Origin of the sequence: Barnesiella sp. An22 (assembly GCF_002159975.1) — a bacterium.
GTDB classification, from domain to species: Bacteria; Bacteroidota; Bacteroidia; order Bacteroidales; family Barnesiellaceae; genus Barnesiella; species Barnesiella merdigallinarum.
In genome coordinates this window covers 1-15,835 of the sequence record NZ_NFJR01000003.1, presented here as the reverse complement: position 1 = coordinate 15,835, position 15,835 = coordinate 1, and the positions used below count along the sequence as shown (strand labels likewise).

The following is a 15,835-nucleotide window of genomic DNA, read 5'->3' as shown; positions in this document are numbered from 1 at the left end:
CAATATGAGAAAGAAGAATTTCTTAAACAAGGTCTTGCAAAACACAAGTTGTCCGCAAGGATTTTGGGGACGGATGATTTTGCGAGGAATGAATTGTTTTCATGCATCTTTAGCTAATCGTGGCATGAAGCAAGTGGAATGGCAGCCGGAATGGAATGTGCTTGATATAGGCTGTGGCGATGGTGCGAATTTGAAACGTCTATTGAATTTATGCCCGAAGGGAAACATCTACGGCATAGACCTGTCAGAAGAAAGTGTCTCATTCGCCCAAAAGTACAATGCAAAAGACTTGGATAAAAGATGTTTCATACAACAAGGGGATGTCTGTTCCTTGCCCTATAAAGAGGGAGCGTTTGATGCTGTCACAGCATTTGAAACGGTCTATTTCTGGTCGCCTGTAAACAAGGCGTTGTCTGAGGTGGCACGTGTGCTCCGAAAGGGAGGCTGCTTTCTTATCAGTCTGGAAGCGAGCGACCCCGAACTTGGGAAAATGTGGACGGAACGAATAGACGGAATGGTGGTCTATACTCCAGAAGAGTTGGAAGAACGGTTGTCTGAAGCAGGATTCTCATCCATCAGAATAATCCGTAAAAAGGACGAAATACATATTATATCACATAAATGAAAGGAGAATTGTATATGAATGCAATCAAAAATATAACAATAGGTCATACAGAACGGCTTTACAAGCCTGTGGGTTACACCATGCTTGCCAATTTGGTGAATATCGTGCCGTTTTGTCTTTCCATAGAGGCGATACGCGTCATTTTCAATGCGTTTGACGGAAGCGGACAGCCGCTCGACACAACCCGTCTTTGGTGGATATTCGGCGTTATGGCCATTTATATGCTGGTCATGGCTTTGGCGGAACGGGCATCTTACCGTGCCAATTTCCGTGGAGCCTACGAAATGAGTGCTTCGGGACGCTTGTCGCTGGCGGAACACCTGCGGAAACTTTCATTGGGCTTTCTGTCAAGGCGTGATCCCGGCGACTTGTCCTCCATGCTGATTACGGATTTCATGATGGCGGAAACGGGAATCTCTCACCATTTGCCTCAACTGATGGGCGCAGTGGTTATGCCCGTGTTGGCTTTTGCTTCATTGATATGGATAGACTGGAGAATGGCGGTCAGTATGTTTGCCGCGTTACCGCTTGCCTTGCTCGTCCTATGGGCAAGTACAAAGGCGCAACGGAAGCTGAGCGGCAGGCAAATCCAAGCGAAGATAAATGCAGGAAACCGATTGGAGGAATACTTGCAGGGTATCCGGGTGATGAAAGCCTACAATCTGTTGGGCGACCGTTTCGTCCGGCTGCGCAATGCCTTTGCCGAACTTCGCCGTGCCTGCATCCGTCAGGAAGCCCTGTTAGGGCCATTCGTTCTATTGAGCATCACGATAGTCCGTGCCGGGCTGACGATGATGGTACTGTGCGGAACATATCTGCTATTGGGAGGGGAACTTTCCATCCTCGTATTTGTGCTGTTTCTCGTGGTCGGTTCCCGTGTGTTCGACCCATTGACTTCTGCCCTGACCAATTTCACAGAGTTCCGATACTTTTCCATTGCAGGAGGACGTATTCTTTCCTTAATGAACGAGCCGGAAATGAAAGGAGAACGGAAATCACCAGAGGCAGGCGACATCCGGTTTGAGCACGTATCGTTTGCCTATCAGGACAAGGAAGTGCTGCATGATATAACCGTCACGCTCCCCAAAAACTCCTTGACGGCTCTTGTGGGTCCTTCGGGTAGTGGAAAAAGCACGGTGATGAAACTTTGTGCCCGTTTCTACGACCCACAGCAGGGACGCATCTCCTTTGGCGGCGTGCCGATGGACGAAATAGCCCCCGAAAGTCTGATGAGCCACATCTCTATGGTGTTCCAAGATGTCTATCTGTTTCAAGATACCATACGCAATAACATCCGTTTCGGCAAGACGGATGCAACGGACGAGGAAATCATTGCCGCCGCCAAGAAAGCCTGTTGCCACGACTTCATCATGCGCTTGCCACAAGGCTACGACACGATGGTTGGCGAAGGAGGCTGTACATTGTCCGGAGGCGAGAAGCAGCGCATATCCATTGCCCGTGCCATGCTGAAAGACGCACAAGTCATCCTGCTGGACGAAGCTACCGCTTCGCTCGACCCAGAAAATGAAGTGGAGGTGCAGAAAGCCATCGACTCTTTGATTAAAGGACGCACCGTCATTGCCATAGCTCACAGGCTCAAGACCATAAAAGATGCCGACCGCATCATCGTCCTGGAGGACGGCCGGATAAAGGAAGAGGGCACGCACGATGAGCTTATCCGAAAGGAAGGGCTTTATGCCCATTTGTGGAATATACAGGAAAGTATTTCGGGGTGGAAACTGTAGATAAAGATGTGTTAAATTGCAAACTTCGTTACCATCACTTCTGTATTTGAATGTGCGGTGGCATTGGCTTACTGTATGAAATCAGCATTATAATTGTCAGAAAATCTGAAAAGGAAACAATCACAATAGTATAAACATTTAATCAATTTCAAAATGAACAGATCAGAAAACTGTATTCTCTCTTTTTGGAAGAGATTTGCATCATCGGCACATTACTGCCGAGCAGGATGTGTGGAATGGACTTTTTGCATTGCTCGCTTCAGCGAGAGAAGCCTATCTCCGGGATGTCGTTGACAGCGGCAAACTTTATCGCCGCTTCGTGGACGACTTCATCAACAGTCACCGGTATATAGACTGTGACAATGTGGTCTGCCGGAATTGCCATGAGATGATTATCCATATAGTCCGAGGTATTCTGCATGATTATCAGGATTGTGTGCGAGAAAAGTTCGCTACCGAATCATTCTCATTGGATGATTGCATGGAACTGAAAAGGATGTATGACACATCTGAAATAAATAGCCCGGCATTTGCGTATGATGCGGATCCAATGGCGACCGCAGCTTCACTTTCATTCGAGTGTAATTTTTCAAAAGAACAGATGGCAGGTATTGTGTCTTGTGCCAATACTTGCCATCTGTTCTGTGTTCCTACGGTTCGTATGGAGGATATGGAAGCTCTTTTTGCCTGCAAGGAGGGCTTCCGAATCCGTGTGAATAACATCCGCCATGTGGCCGTGCTTTTCGACGCGCTACTTGAAAGGTCATACATACAGGCGTACTGGCAGTCCGTTCTTGAAAGAGGAAAATTCCTGGTTTCCAAGGACGGCAAACGCATCGTGACAGCTTCAAGCCTGTCAACTGCCCTGTCTGCGGCAAGAATCCGTCCCACATCTGTCGTTTATGCTATCAGGACAATGATAGGCCGACTTCCGTAACAGTAATAATCCTATGATTTGAAAAGGTCGTCCATGGTGACCTCACTGTGGACGATACTTTTATGTTTTCCGTCCACCACTCCGTATGTAGTGACAAATGTGATTACCAATGTCTTTCTGGTCTTTGTCGCCATACGGAACAATCCCATCCGTTCACGGAGTTTCATCTCGTAATTATCAGTGATGGCATAACGGTCAGTGCTGAACTTCATTTCGCACAAATGGATGATGCGGTCTGCTCGCTCGATAATCATATCAATCTGGAAGCCAGGCATGTTTTTGTCAGGATCTGCCTTGCTTCTCCATGAGGATATGGCCGTTCCGACACCGGCTATTCCGAGTGCCGCCTTTATCTGCCGGTGATGTGCCAGACACACAAGTTCGAAACTGAGTCCCATCCACGCAGAGACGCTGCGGGAATCCATATTGTTGCTCCACCACCTTTCATCCTTGGCATTGTTGGATTCTATGAACTTGTAATAAAACAATGTAAAGAAGTCCGTAAGCCTGAAAATGCTTCCTCGGGTCTTACTCCCGAAATGTGACAGACGGGTTACGAAATCGCAGCGTTCAAGATTCTTCAGTATCTTGCTCAAGAAAGAGCCTTCCAGACCTGTGGCTTTTGCTATGTCCTCCCTTGTCAGTCCGGACTTGTTCTCCGACAATAACTTGACTATTGATATATATGTGTCGGCATTGCTGAACAGGGCATTGTACAGTTCGTCGAATTCCCCTTTGAGATGGGCACCATCTGCAAAAAAGAGCCGGTCAATGTTCTGTGCAAGACTGTCAGAGGTATTCAGGAGGCTCAGGTAAAAGGGAACGCCGCCGAATATCATATAACATTGCAGAATCTGGTATCTGTCCCATCTGCAGTTGCGCTGCCTCAGATATTCTTCCGTCTCATGCAGATTGAACGGGGAAAGATGCAGGTTGCAGGTCACTCTTGCGTGCAATCCTCCCTGATTGGCTTCTATCTTGTCCGCCATCCATGATGTCGCCGATCCTGTGGCGATGAGCATGATGTCTGTACGCCTGTTGCCCCAGCCGTTCCAGAATGTTTCCAGGGCATTGACAAAATTCGACCTCTGCGTATCCATCCAAGGCATTTCATCAATGAATATGACTTTTTTCCGGTCTGAAGGCAATGTCTCCAGATAATCTTCAAGCGCATTGAAGGCATCATACCATGTCTCGGCTTTCGGCTGTCTTTTTTTCGAATGACGCTTGATTGCCCTCATGAAATTCTGTATCTGCACCGAAGCCGGAGTGTTGTGTTCGCCTACAAAGGTGAAATCATATTTATAGTTGAAGAACTTGTCTATGAGATATGTCTTGCCGATACGCCTCCGTCCGCTGATGATGACAAATTCGGAGCGGTCTGATTCCAGACACCGCTGCAGTTCGTCACATTCCCTGTCTCGTGAAACCAGTTTGTCCTGCATAATATTTCCGTTTCCGCAAAGGTACTCAATCCATATGTATCTGCCAAATTTCAAAGAGTGAGTTTGTACTTTATCTCATAAAATATTTGAGTAAAAGTACAAACTCACCAACACAATAATACCGAGTTACTACTTTATCTATGATTTTTTATGAGATAAAGTAACGGTTCAGTATATAGTAGCGTTCCATATTAGCCGGATGCTTTTCTGTTTTTCTCGGATAAGTTATGTGCCCAGCTTGCTGTTTCAAGTGGTACGCATCCCGCCGCCGAAAGGCGGTTGGGGTATTAGGCTCCCCCATAGGGTCTATTACTGGCACACGGGCAAGCCCGGAGATGAATCGGACTGGCAGGGGCGGATGGCGGAAAGGTATCTGATGCCAAATGTCATTCCACCCTCCCGGTATCCACCAGTTCGAGCCCGAAGGTGTCGATGAAGGTCTGCAACATGGGGTTGCGTTCTATCATCTTTGCGAGAATCATCTGCGGCGTGTCCTCCATCAGCAGGAAGTCGGCGATGTCCAGTCCCTGACTGCGCTGTACGTCGGTCGCTATTCTTTCCAACAGGTCGGAGCATGTGGCACGCCTGCATACGGGTTCCAGCATGGGCAGCCGCTGCCTCCATTCCTCCGTTGCCTTAAGGTCGGGGAAAAGAATCACCTCCCGTCCGTCCAATGCCTGCACCGCTTCGCCATTGAAGCACCCGTGTATCCCTCCGGTGGCAAGCCAGATGAAATCGGGAATGAAATGGGCGGCGACCAGTGCCGTCTTCTCGCTCTCAACAATGGCTACAGGCTTGGCGGACATTACGGCGGAGTTGTCCGACAGCAGATGTTCTCCGAACAGGCACTGCTTCATCCTGAAATCCTGCACCTTCCTCACGGAATGCACCCAGCTGACTTGGTTAAAAGGCTCCTTGATACGGTGTCCGGTTACGGCATCGTAGCCCATGATCTTGCCCGCACGCACGTTGCTGTTCCGGTCTATCTGCCAGAATACGGTCGCACCGCCCCACCTCCTTGAGGTACCGACCCTGTATAGGCTGAATAGCTTGTCCACATTCTCCTTGCCCATCACTTTGGTAAAGTATCGGTACAAGGGGTTGATGTCGTACCTGCGCATGGACTGCTCCACCCAATCAGAGGGAAGAAAAGAAATCCGTGGTTTCTGTTCGGGCAATGCTCTTGCTGGCGGTCTTGCAGCTATCGGTGTGCCGCCAAACCTTTCCTGCCCATTCAATCTTTCTTTGACAGCCGGATTGTCCCGGAAGTATTCCTTCGGGGTATAGTGGTAGCCGCAACTGTTGATATGGTCGCAGATGCCCACGTTGTCAGGGAAGGAAATCTCTCCCGCCTCGTCGATATAACGGGTAAAGCAGGACTTCCTGCCGCACTCCGGACAGACGGTCTTGCTGCCCGGCCTGTATTTCTGAAGATGGAATCTGTATCCGTTCATGATGCTCTCTTTTGTGGATTCCTGCAAGTGGAAACCGTCATTTGCAGTTTGCAGTTCCTGCAGTCTTGCAGGAAATACCTGTTTTTAGAACCCTGAAACTGCAAAACTGCAAAGACTGCAGGCTGCAACGAGGGGGTCATCCGTTGCAGTCTGGGGGTGACGGTTCATTGTCTGTCATATTAAATTTTCCAGATTTATCATATATGATTTTCTCGTAATGCCCGGCCTTGGACTTCCGCAGCAGCCTGCTCCGGCACAGCTCCTTGAGGTAGTTCATCACCGTGCGCTCGCTGACATTCTGCAATTCCTTCCCAATGGCGATGGCCGTTTTCGTGTCGAACGTGTCCGGCAACAGCGACAGCAGCACCTTGGGCGGATCCTCGCACATGTCCTCCGCCACGAATGAGCGGATGCGGCTGTACGAGTCCTCGAAGTAGCCGTTCAGCCGGATGGCGGCCTTTACCGATGCCGTATCCACAGACTGCAGGTGGCTCTCGTCGATGGCATACCGCAACACCTGCATGAGCAGGGCCAGCCGTGCCACTTGCGCCGGATGCTTCATCTCGCGACTCTCCACTTGGGCGTCGTCCTCTATCCGGTTGATGCGTTCCACTTTCCTGTTCCACCAATAGAAGAAATATTCCCTTGCCTCCCTGTCCATAGACAGCACATGGGGCATCCTTTCTTCCTCTCCCGTGTCATAGTCCAAGGCGAGTACCTTGCCAAGTATCTGTTCCCATCGTGCCGCCGCCATGGAAGCCCTGTCCTCCCCGCCATCATCCCAATCGGTCCATTTTGGCACTTCACGGGACTTGGGAAGCACGAACAGGATGCGGTCGAGCAGGCCGTTTTCCTCGAAGCCTTTCGTCAGCAGTTCATGCACACGCTTGGTCTGCGTGGTCCCGATGATGTTGATGCACGGCTGTTCAATATGCACAGGTATAGTGTTGCTGACCCTTGTCACATCCAGTGCCCCGCCGCTCCATGCCGTGAGCAGCTGCTCTATGAGTTGCCCGTTGGTGTAGCGGTTGGCGGAGTTGAACATGCCCATTATCTCGTCCACCAGAATGACCACGCTGCGGGGATTGCTGTTATGTGTCAGCAGTAGCGATTCCGGAGTGAAGTCGGAAACGACGGTGCGTCGCAGTACGGGCTTCCTGCCGCTCTCCCCGGCGGCCTTCCATGCCTCCAGTTCCGACTCATACGCCCTGAACAGGGCGTAGTCGTGCTTCCGTATGGGGCGGTATGCCGCCTCCAGCGGCGGTGTCTTGCCCAGTCCCGGCCTGCCCACGAGGATGATGTAGAGGGCGGCGTTGCTCTGCCACTCGCCTTTGATGCGAATACGATAGGTGCCTCCCAATGCGGCCGATACCGCCGACAGCATGGCCGTCGCGATGAACTCGGTCTTGTAGTTCTCGTACCGGTCCATGTCGAGTATGACGGACTGCACGGCCTGCGGAAAGACATCCAGAGGGAAGCCTGTATCACTGACATGCTCCGCCTCCATGCGGATCATGTTGCACAGTTCAAGTCGGGTGTTTGTCATGTCAGCCATTTTTCTTCTTGCAATAGGATGTCACACTCTCGGACTTGCCTCCCGTCTGCACACGGCGGACATCCGATCTGGCATACATGTTCTTGTTGCCCACCTTGACGGGGACGAGGTAGCCGCGCTTCGCCCACAGGTTGAGCGTCCCCTCGCACACGTTCAGCAGCTCACGCACCTGTCTTGTGTTGAGCCATGTCTCTTCCGCCACACGCCGCATCTCCGCATTCAGTTCTTCCTGCCGGGCCGCCATCGTGCGCTGCACGATGGCCTCGGCAAACATCTTAAGGTCGGCTGGCGTGACTTCCAGTTTCACGTTCGCGCCCTGTTCGACCAGACTTTCTATGGTGATCATAAATATCAGTTTTTGAATTTTGTGATGACCATCTTCAAAAGTTCCCTGACGCCTCCCTTCCGATGGCTTGTAAAAGAGAAGCACCGCCTATCCCCGGGAAGAGGATTGACGGTGCAAAAGTATATGCGAATTGAAACGGATTGATATATAATGCCTTGTCTTAAATTGTCATGACAATTCAAGTCTGCATGACCATGTAAAACGGCTCATTTTGCCTTATCCGGTAGTAGTTTCCGTTACATCTTCGGAGATGATTTCCTTGATTTCCTGTACCAGTGACCGGAACAGTTCCCTGTTCTCGTCACTCTCGATAAGAGGAGCCATCTGGTCTTTCCCGTTTTTGATGATATGCTTTGCCGTCTTCAGGAAGCCGACCGCCTGCCGTATGGCGCTCTCGCTTTTCAGCGAGGGCAGGTCGGGGAATTGCAGTGCCATCCCCACGCTATACTCCTTGGCGGCGTGCATCCCGGCCACCAGCCCCAGTTCTTTCAGCACATAGAACGGCAGTGCCTGGTGGACCGCGCTCGTGTTTATGGAGACGAAACGGCGGATGCATTGCAGGACTTCCTCCCTGTTTCCGCACTTGAGATAATCCGCAAGTGGCCACTCCTGTATCTTTTTCTTTCCGACCGTCCGCTGCGCCTGCGGCACCGTACCGCTGACGGACTCCGTTGCTGCCGGGCTGCCTTCGGTATCACCGCCGCCCATCCCGTCCTTTAAGGACTGCAAAGCCCATTCGCCGATGCTGCCTTTCTCGATGGCACCTTTCATGGCGAAGTGGCTGTCCCAGTCTTCCTGCGTGCGGAAGCCGTTCTTTATGGATACCTCGATAATCTGCCTGACGACAATGGAGCAGCCCATCCGCTCGGCGTTCCCTGCTTTGGGATGCCCAGCCTGCCTGCTGACCATGTCCACCATGGCCTCGAAGCTCTTGCCGTAATACAGCCAGCTCAATACAAGAGGGGCGGACAGGGTCACGCGGCGTTTTCTCAGGCTCTGTCTGAAAATGTATCTCATCCTGCCCCATAAGGAGGACGGAGGAGAAGTCGCATCCTCTTCCCTCTGTTTCCTGTAAAGTTCCACGATCTGCTCCGGCACCGCGTTCTCTTTAAAATGGAGGCCTATGTTCTCGAATCCGTCCGTGCTGTCGTCACACCATGATATCTGCCATTCCTTTTTGATGCCGGGCAGCTGCCTGAATATGGCCCGGCATACGGCAAGGTACTGCACCTCGTTCCCGTCCGCCATCATTTTCGCGAAGCGGGTGTATTCCTCCCTGTGTGCGTCCTTCCACTGGAGGATGTCCGCCTTGAACTGTTCGTATGTCTGTTTCTGCTCGTCCATATTCATATTGCATTGTCTGTGGAGGGGGGGAACAGGGAAATTATCAGTCCAGAAGGTTTACCAGTTCCTTCTTCATCTCGTCGTCAATCTTGCGATACCGGGCAAAGGCACGGCTGCCCTCCGAATGTCCCGACATGGAGGCTATCAGGTTCGGGCCCTTGACCTGTCGGTACAGGTTGCCGATGAATGTCTTGCGTGCGGTATGTGTGGTCGCCACCTCGTATAAGGGTTTTGCCACGTCCTCCCTTGTCTTCGGGTCGAGGACTATGACCGTACGGTCGATGCCCACATACTTGAGTATCTCCTTTATCTTCTTGTTGTAGCCGAAGTGCGAGAACCGGGGGAGCAGGGCGTCCTCCAGATCCTTGTAGCGTTCCAGTATGTCCCGTGCCTTCTGGTTGAGCGGCACGCGCACTGTATTGGCATGTTCCATCTTCGTCTTCTGCGGGATGTACTCCACGAAGCCGTCCACGATGTTCGCCTTGGTCAGCCTGTTCAGGTCGCTCACGCGGCACCCTATCAGGCACTGGAACATGAAGATGTCACGGTAGACCGGATAGGTTGCCCCCATGCCGCTCAGGTCGGCGTAGTACACCTTGTCACGCTCCTCGAGCGTCAGGTAGAACGGGTCGCCGTACATCGGCCGGGCAATCTGGTACTGGTCAAAGGGATTGTTCCTTGTTAGCCCGCGCTTGATGCACCACTTGATGACGGTGCGGATGCGGTAGAGGGAGCCCGACATGCTGTTCTCGGAACGCTTCTGTCCGACATCGCGGAGTTTCTCGTTCCGATAGAATACGGGATACATGTCCACATACCTGTGTTCCTCCTGCATCCACAGCTTGAAGTCCCTGATGTCATCCGCCGTTACGGTGTCGATGCACAGGCGGAAGCCGCGCTGGTGCAGCACCTCGTGGCGGAAACGCTCGTAGCGCAGCACCTTGTTGAGATTGTCGAGGTGGTGCTTCCGGCTTTCATCCGCAAGCGGTGTTTCCTCGACGTATTTCCGTATCTGGAACGAGAGCAGGTACTCGTCGGCCTTGTTGCCGCCCCTGGCGTTGATGCCGGGATGGTGGTATTCCTCTATCAGCCCCTTGAGCCAGCTGCCGTCCACTCCCCGGTGGTACTCTTTTGTGATGAGATGGGTGATCTGCTGCACGTCCTTGTCGAAGCCCATCTTCTTCTCCTCCGACACCAGGGCCACGCGGGGCTTGTAGCCCTGCCGTTCCGGGCTCCAGTGGTTGGGGTTGATGGACAGCTCGCTCGCGGCCTTGATGTCCACGCCGCCGATGTCCCGGACACGGAAATAGACCCGAGCCTGGTCGGTGATGTTGTTCTTGGCGGCGGTCTTCCGGATGAATGCGGTCACTTTCATATGTATGTCCTCCTTTCTGTCTAATCTATCATGTCCACAAGCCTGCGCTTCATGTCATCGTCTATCGTGCGGTAGCGGTTGAACGCCCTGCTGCCCTCCACGTGTCCCGACATGGAGGCTATCAGGTTTGGGTCGGGCACCTGCCGGTATAGGTTACCCACGAAGGTCTTGCGTGCCGTATGGCTGGTGGCCACCTCGTACAGGGGCTTCTGCACGGTGTTGTAGCCGTGCGTGTCGAGGATGGTCACCGCCCTGTCTATGCCGCAGCGCTTCAGCAGCTCCCGTATGCCGAGGTTGTAGGTGTGTATCTGCTTGAACGGGAACAGCCTGCCGGAATAGGCATCGTAGCGTTCCAGTATCTTCAGTGCCTTCTCATGCAGCGGCACCCTGACGGTCTTCGCCTGACATTTCTTCGTCTTCTGCGGCATGTATTCCAGAAAGCCGTCCTTGATGTTGTCCCGCGTGAGCCTATAAAGGTCACCCACTCGGCAGCCGACATAGCAGTGGAACACGAAGATGTCACGGATGACGGCCAGCTTCGGGTTGTCGTTCAGGTCTGCGTCATAAAGGATGTTTCTTTCTTCGGAAGTGAGGAAGAACGGGTCGCCGTAGGTGGGCTCCTTGCAGCCGTAGAGGACATAGACCTCGTTGTCGGAATACTTCATCTTCTTGCACCAGTGCAGGAAGGTGCAGAACAGGTTCATGATGTTGATGACGGTCGTGCCGGAAAGCGGCCTCGGCCTGTGGTTGATGAGCAGGCGGGGAGCGTAGAAGTCGGGATGTTCCTGCCGCAGCAGGTATTCGTTCACCACATAATCCCGGAAAGCGTTCATTTGCTCCAGCGTGACGGTCTCCACGAAGAGGGTGAAGTCCGCCTCGCCCAATATCTCCCGGCGGTAGTCGTGGTAGCGGGTCATCTTGCGCTCGAAGCGGACGATATGCTCCTTTGTTCTCTCCGCACCGTCAAACTTCTCCAGATACTCGTGGACACGGGCGAGCAGGTTCGGGTGGTTGCGCTCGAAGGCGCGAACAGGGTACAGCACATCCTCTATGACTTGTCTCATCCACCGGCTGTCCGCCTTGTCCGAAAAGGTCTTCTCCGCCCGCTCGATGATGGCGGCAATCTGTTCCGGCAGCCGTTTCTGCTCGGCGGCGGGCACGGCTGTCGTGCGCCTGTAGCTGAGGGTATCGGTGTCCCAATACCTGTCCTGCACTTCAAGTGTGGAAACGACCTTTATGTCCACATTTTTATCCCTGACCCTGAAACAGATGTTCGAGGCCTCGGGGGAACACTTTTTCAGATAGACGGTGACTTTCATCTGCGTTGCTTTTTCGGTTATGCGGCAAAGGTATAACAAATTCCCGTAAATGTTCCCATATATCCCGAAGAAACTTGCAACGGATTAAGACAAATTAAAAAGTCGTTCCCGAATCTGATACCACATAAAGCACAGAAAATCAATGATTATATTTGCAGATGTTTAGCTCTTTTTTTCATTTCGGGTTGTATCCGGCTTCCCGAATATCATATATTGCAGTTCCACGCTTTGAGTTGCTTTTCCCGGCAGATAGCCGAATAGAAATCCCGAAAGGCTTCGTAATAGACCAAGGTTTTCACGTTATACCTACTGGTAAAACCCTCGTCGATCGAGGCTTTGTGCTCGGCCACCCGTCTGGCCAGGTTGTTGGTTACGCCGATATAGAGCGTTCCGTTTCGTTTGCTGGCCAGGATATAGACAAAACCCTTGTAAATTTGCATCGTTCTCTGTTTTTTTATTCTTCACACTCACACACTGGACCCTGTCACCTCGTCATACCGCGCTGCGACGCGGTACTTCCCGTCATTCCGCACTTGATGCGGAATCCAGGAATACCGGCAAATGAATGCCTCGCCTTCTCTCTCTGGACCCCGCATCGTAGTGCGGGGTGACACGACGCCCGACGGTTCACTGTTTCTTCAAGGTAGGCAATTCTCCAGTGAGTTCGTAACGCCACTCTGAACCTGCACTCTGCAAGGCGGTGTTCATGGCATCAACGGCGTTCTGCCAGGTAACGGTTGTGCCGTCTACCTTCGTGGCTCCGCCGTTGTCATTGTCGGGGAGGCCGCTCCAGTAGCAGGCGGTCACGGTGGCATAGTTTACTCCCACCGCGCCGCCGACAATGTTACCGCTGACGTTGCCCGCGGCATAACATGCAATGAGAGTGCCAGTTCCGTTCATTCCCACTATACCGCCGGCCCAGGCGTTGCTTGTACCGTCATTTTCAACGGTCACGTCACCCGTGGCATAGCAGGCGGTCAGGGTAGTAGTACCACCATTCGTTACACCTACCACGCCGCCGGCCCGCTCCGTTCCCTTCACTGTGGCCGAGGAACTGCATCCGGTGATGGAACCGACCTGTTGATAGCCCACCACACCGCCTACGTCGCTACCGCTACTACCGCTGACGCTGCCCGACACCGAGCAGTTCTCAATGTTGCCGCCAAAGCTCCATCCCGCCACGCCGCCGACGAACGTGCCACTTGTTACGTTTACTTCTGTCAGTACCACGTCCTTCACCGTGCCGCCGGGACCGATTTGGCCGAACAAGCCTGCATATCTATTACTTCCCGTAACGGTCAGCCCCGTGATGGTATGGTTGCCTCCGTCGAAGGTGCCGGTGTATTTCTTACTATTATCTGGGCATATCGGCGTCCAGTCGATGCCCGTCAGGTCGATGTCGTTGTCGAGGGTGATATTGATGTCTAACTTCCATTCTTCGTTCACCAGCTTGGCGATGTTCTTCAGGCCCTCGGCGGAGGTCACGGTGTAGTTGCCCTGTCCGTCGTCGGTATATCCCTTGTCCTTGTTCAGCGTGATGTTGTAGTAGCTGCCCGCCTCAGGGGTGATGGCAGCAGAGAGGTTGCGTTCCTCGGTGCCGTTTGCCCTCAGTTTCTTGATTTCGTAGCCGGGCACCACGTTCGCTTCCCAGCAGGTGATGGCGTTGCCGTTCTCGGTGTATTCGCACCGCTTCATCTCTATCCAGCCCTCTTGCGAGCCTTGCACTACCGTGCCCTTTTCATAAGTACACTGTGTGTAGGCATAGAGCTGGAGGCTTTGCACTTCGCCGAGTGCATCGTCCGTGGGCGTCACGCGCACCTTCGCCAGAGCGTGGGTGAAACTCAGGGTGACGGGGGTCTGGTAGTCGCCCGTGCCCGTGGCGCCCAGCAGGTAGGCAAGACTTTGGCTTTGGTCGCCGAGGTCGAGGGTGCCGTCCGTGGCGGGATACCAGGCGGTGACGGTGTGGTTGTCACTGTCGCTCCAGTACAGGGGTATTTCGGCTTCGGCGGAACCGTCGTCCTGCACGGTGTAGGTGCCGACCTCTCCCTCGCCGTCTATCTGTACGGCGAACGGGTCGCCCGCATCAAACTTGCTGCCCGTGCCGTCCCCGTTCTCGCTGACGCGCGTCGCCGGTGCGCCCCAGGGCTGTGCCTCGCCGCCCTCCACGCCGAGGGTGATGCGGGCTATCTCAAGGGGGTATTGTCCTTCGGGCAGACGGTTGCCGTCCGCCAGTTCGTCCTTCGTGCAGGCAGCCGTGGCAAGGAGCAGTATTGCGAATACAAAACTGTTGGTTTTCATCTTATTATTAGTTTATTTATATATTTCTTTTTTCTTCTATGTTATTTCAGGAATCCAGGGATACCCTCTCGGTCATTCCGCACTTGATGCGGTGCTCCACGTCATACCGCGCTACGACACGGTATCCAGGAATACCGGCAGCGGCACTTGTCCTTTGCGGCCCCTCTCTGGACCCCGCATCGTGGTGCGGGGTGACACGGAGCGCATCGTGGTGCGGGGTGACCCGAGAGGTATGTGGGGCTTACAGCGTGATGCTTACATCGTTCGAATTTCCGGGTTCCCACGGGGTAATTGTGGGGTCGCTCACATCGACGCCCTTATTGTTGAGCGTTACGTTGTAGGTGTAGGCATAGCCTGCGGAGAACTGATTCGCTTCGGGCTTGGATGGATTCGGCAGTGTGGTTGTATAGCTCTGTCCGTTGAAAGACACTTTAAGTTCAAGAGAGGAGTTCACTTCCTGTGGGAGAATGATGACTTGCGAAGTGGTGGCACCGCCCAGCTGCATGGTAATCGGCGATTCGACGGCTGCGGTTACGGCAGTCGTTCCGGTAGCCGTGTCGAAAGTGCCTTCGTGCTTCAGCCCCTCCAACGTGTAGTCAGCAGGTTCCATTCCGTTGAAAATGAGGCCGTCGCCTGGCTTGAAGGTGAACTTGATGAGACTCATGCGGTGGTGGAACGCATGGTCGCCGGTGAAGCTCACCGTCGGGTTGTGGGTGTTGCCCGTGGCTCCCGAGGCAAAGAGGAAGTCGATGCCCGTGCCCTGCTTGTCGGCTGCGGTGCTGACGGTCACCGTTCCGCCCTCAGCCTGATACGGATAGTAGGCATTGAAGGTCTTCGTTTCGGTGTCGTCAAAATAGATGACCGTACCGTCAGGCACGAACATACCGTACTCTCTCTTGTAGGGCACGTTGGTAAAGCCTGCGCCGGTGACGCCGATGCGGTCACCCTCGGTCCAGTCGGTTCCTTCCGAATTGACGCGGGTAGCGGGCGTAATGTCAGCGATAAACTTGGCGGCTACCGAGCCGTCATTCAGGTTTTCGTTGTCGTTGTTACAGGCGGCAAGTGTCAATGCCAGCGCTGCGAAAGCAAAAAATCTTGTCTTCATATTCTTATTTATTTGTTTATATATTTCTTTTCTTCTCGGTCATTCCGCATTTGATGCGGTGCTCCACGTCATACCGCGCTGTGACGCGGTACTTCCCGTCATTCCGCACTTGATGCGGAATCCAGAAATACCCGGGCAGGGAATACCGGCAAAGGCAATACCCACAAGAGGCCCCGCACTGGACCCCGCATCGAGTGCGGGGTGACCCGGTGTGTTCATTCTTCTCAACAGCGAGAAGAACGAACCAAGAAGCGCCGCCGCTGTTATCGGGCTTCTTCGCTCGGAGG

General features: G+C 53.2%; 14 protein-coding genes. 3 read left to right on the top strand and 11 right to left on the bottom strand.

Features of this window, described 5'->3' with window-relative positions; all coding sequences use genetic code 11:
* The first annotated feature begins 4 nt into the window (after positions 1–4).
* The 3 genes from B5F38_RS04185 to B5F38_RS04175 all read left to right on the top strand — a co-directional run bounded on the left by B5F38_RS04185 (position 5) and on the right by B5F38_RS04175 (position 3,307).
* Entirely contained in the window at positions 5–625 is a 621-nt protein-coding gene (locus B5F38_RS04185) for a class I SAM-dependent methyltransferase (RefSeq protein WP_087408059.1), read from the top strand.
* A gap of 14 nt (positions 626–639) precedes the next feature.
* Positions 640–2,370 carry an ABC transporter ATP-binding protein gene (locus B5F38_RS04180; protein ID WP_087408281.1) on the top strand — a complete coding sequence of 577 codons (1,731 nt, stop codon included), beginning with the start codon at positions 640–642 and terminating at the stop codon, positions 2,368–2,370.
* A gap of 229 nt (positions 2,371–2,599) precedes the next feature.
* On the top strand, positions 2,600–3,307 hold the full coding sequence (locus B5F38_RS04175) for a hypothetical protein (RefSeq protein WP_206422472.1): 708 nt from the start codon (positions 2,600–2,602) through the stop codon (positions 3,305–3,307).
* Between the two features lie 11 nt (positions 3,308–3,318).
* Here B5F38_RS04175 and B5F38_RS04170 read toward each other — a convergent pair whose 3' ends face one another.
* The 11 genes from B5F38_RS04170 to B5F38_RS14445 form a co-directional block, all read right to left on the bottom strand.
* A complete protein-coding gene (locus tag B5F38_RS04170) occupies positions 3,319–4,752 on the bottom strand; it encodes an ATP-binding protein (RefSeq protein ID WP_087408279.1) in 1,434 nt (477 codons plus the stop codon).
* 386 nt (positions 4,753–5,138) lie between these two features.
* Positions 5,139–6,206, bottom strand: a complete 1,068-nt coding sequence (locus B5F38_RS04165) for a DUF6371 domain-containing protein (protein ID WP_087408278.1) — start codon at positions 6,204–6,206, stop codon at positions 5,139–5,141.
* A 136-nt stretch (positions 6,207–6,342) separates the two neighbouring features.
* Positions 6,343–7,761, bottom strand: a complete 1,419-nt coding sequence (locus B5F38_RS04160) for a DUF3987 domain-containing protein (RefSeq protein ID WP_087408058.1) — start codon at positions 7,759–7,761, stop codon at positions 6,343–6,345.
* Positions 7,754–8,107: a helix-turn-helix domain-containing protein gene (locus B5F38_RS04155; protein ID WP_025277659.1), complete on the bottom strand. Its 354-nt coding sequence runs from the start codon at positions 8,105–8,107 to the stop codon at positions 7,754–7,756. Before B5F38_RS04155 ends, B5F38_RS04160 begins: the two co-directional genes overlap by 8 nt.
* A 216-nt stretch (positions 8,108–8,323) precedes the next feature.
* Positions 8,324–9,451: a DUF6043 family protein gene (locus B5F38_RS04150; RefSeq protein ID WP_241147799.1), complete on the bottom strand. Its 1,128-nt coding sequence runs from the start codon at positions 9,449–9,451 to the stop codon at positions 8,324–8,326.
* Between the two features lie 43 nt (positions 9,452–9,494).
* Positions 9,495–10,826, bottom strand: coding sequence for a site-specific integrase (locus B5F38_RS04145; RefSeq protein WP_087408055.1), 1,332 nt, complete (start codon positions 10,824–10,826; stop codon positions 9,495–9,497).
* Positions 10,827–10,846: 20 nt separating this feature from the next.
* The gene (locus tag B5F38_RS04140) at positions 10,847–12,145 is read right to left on the bottom strand and encodes a site-specific integrase (RefSeq protein ID WP_087408054.1); all 1,299 of its coding nucleotides are present in this window, start codon (positions 12,143–12,145) and stop codon (positions 10,847–10,849) included.
* Between the two features lie 206 nt (positions 12,146–12,351).
* Positions 12,352–12,585 (bottom strand): GIY-YIG nuclease family protein, encoded by a 234-nt coding sequence (locus B5F38_RS04135; protein ID WP_087408053.1) that lies wholly within the window; start codon positions 12,583–12,585, stop codon positions 12,352–12,354.
* Between the two features lie 187 nt (positions 12,586–12,772).
* Positions 12,773–14,443, bottom strand: a complete 1,671-nt coding sequence (locus B5F38_RS04130) for a GLUG motif-containing protein (protein WP_087408052.1) — start codon at positions 14,441–14,443, stop codon at positions 12,773–12,775.
* A 241-nt stretch (positions 14,444–14,684) separates the two neighbouring features.
* Positions 14,685–15,548 carry a fimbrillin family protein gene (locus B5F38_RS04125; protein WP_087408051.1) on the bottom strand — a complete coding sequence of 288 codons (864 nt, stop codon included), beginning with the start codon at positions 15,546–15,548 and terminating at the stop codon, positions 14,685–14,687.
* A 39-nt stretch (positions 15,549–15,587) separates the two neighbouring features.
* Positions 15,588–15,835, bottom strand: a 248-nt coding sequence (locus B5F38_RS14445; RefSeq protein WP_206422471.1) for a hypothetical protein, incomplete at its 5' end; no start/stop codon positions are given.